This is a genomic window from Burkholderia sp., from assembly GCF_018375725.1.
Classification (GTDB): Bacteria; Pseudomonadota; Gammaproteobacteria; order Burkholderiales; family Burkholderiaceae; genus Burkholderia.
In genome coordinates this window covers 1-1,399 of record NZ_JAHACR010000517.1, presented here as the reverse complement: position 1 = coordinate 1,399, position 1,399 = coordinate 1, and the positions used below count along the sequence as shown (strand labels likewise).

Here is a 1,399-nt window from a genome sequence, read left to right as displayed (position 1 = left end):
CCTTCGATGCCGATCGGACAGCGCATCCGGGCAAGCTGCAGCGGATCGATGCCGAGCGCCGCGAGGGCGTGATCGAATTGCGCACGCTTGTTGTGCGAGCCGATCATCCCGAAGTACGCGTAGTCGCCGCGCCGCAGAATGCGTTCGGCCAACGCGAGGTCGCGCGGATGGTCGTGCGTCATCACGACGAAATAACTCTGCGGCGGTGCGGTGTCGACGGCGTCGTCCGGCGTGTCGCTGGCATCGATCGTCAGATTGCCGATATCCGCGAGCGTCCCGGACGGCGGAAACGGTGCATCGCGCCGATCGACCCAGCGCACGCGGCATGGCAGCGTGGCGAGCACCCGGACGAGCGCGGCGCTGACATGCCCGGCGCCGATCAGCACGACGTCGAACGCGTATGGCGCGATCGTCTCGGTCAGCAGTGCGACGCCGCCGGTTTCCCACAGCAGGCAGCCGGCGCGCGCGGCGGCCTGTTCAGGTTCGCTCAGCAGCGGTGCGCCCGGCGAGGGGCCGAATGATACGCTACGGACAGTCGCGGCGCCCGCCGCGACGCGTTTCGACAGCGACGCGATCCAGCCGAGGTCGCCGATATCGAGCCGCTCGAACGCGAGCACGACTGCGCCGCCGCAGCACTGGCCGAGGCTCGGCCCGAGCGCGAGGCGTTCCAGCCTGCGTGCATGGGACACGTGTGCACCGTCTTTCAGCAACTGCCGGGCGATCTCGATCGCCTTCCATTCCAGATGGCCGCCGCCGATCGTGTGGCGCGCGGCGTCGCGGGTCACGACCATCCGGGTGCCCGCTTCGCGCGGCGCGGATCCGTCCACGTGCGCGACCGTCACCAGCACGGCGGGCTCGCCGTGCGCGAGCAATTGCTGCAGATCGTCAAGCCACGGTTCCATCAGCATGCTCCGGAAAAGGCGCGCGGCAACGCGCGGCGCGGGCTGTCCGGAACGGCGACGGCAACGTGTGATGGCGGCAGGAGGCGCAGGGCCCGTGCTTGCGGCTCAAGTGCGGCAGGCACGGCGAGGACGGTGTCGTGGCACGCACGAACGTCATGAGCGTGAGGGATGCGGATGGTTTGCGTTGTCATGTTGAATCCAGTCGACATTGCGGATCAGGCGCGCGTTACGCAGGGGTCGAGACCGCCCGGCCTCGCGCACGTAGATCGCCATCCAGGAACCACGATAGCATCGCAAAAAAGCCGGAATATCCGCCGGCGTTGATCTGTGCTATCAGACGGCGATCATGTCGATCATAGGCCCGAAGCGGAACAGCGACGTTCCGGCGCCGGAGCGGCGGCTCGAAACGTATGCGGGGCGGGGCTTTGCGGGGGCGGGCGGCGCAATCTGCTGTATCGCTCCGACCAGTTCAAGTCGAAACTGTTTGCGGCCAATCT

1 protein-coding gene is annotated in these 1,399 nt (G+C 67.8%); it reads right to left on the bottom strand.

Annotated features, from left to right (window positions below; translation table 11 throughout):
• On the bottom strand, positions 1-902 hold a 902-nt coding region (gene xdhC / locus KH616_RS24995), incomplete at its 3' end, for a xanthine dehydrogenase accessory protein XdhC (RefSeq protein WP_292254929.1).
• Positions 903-1,399 lie beyond the last annotated feature (497 nt).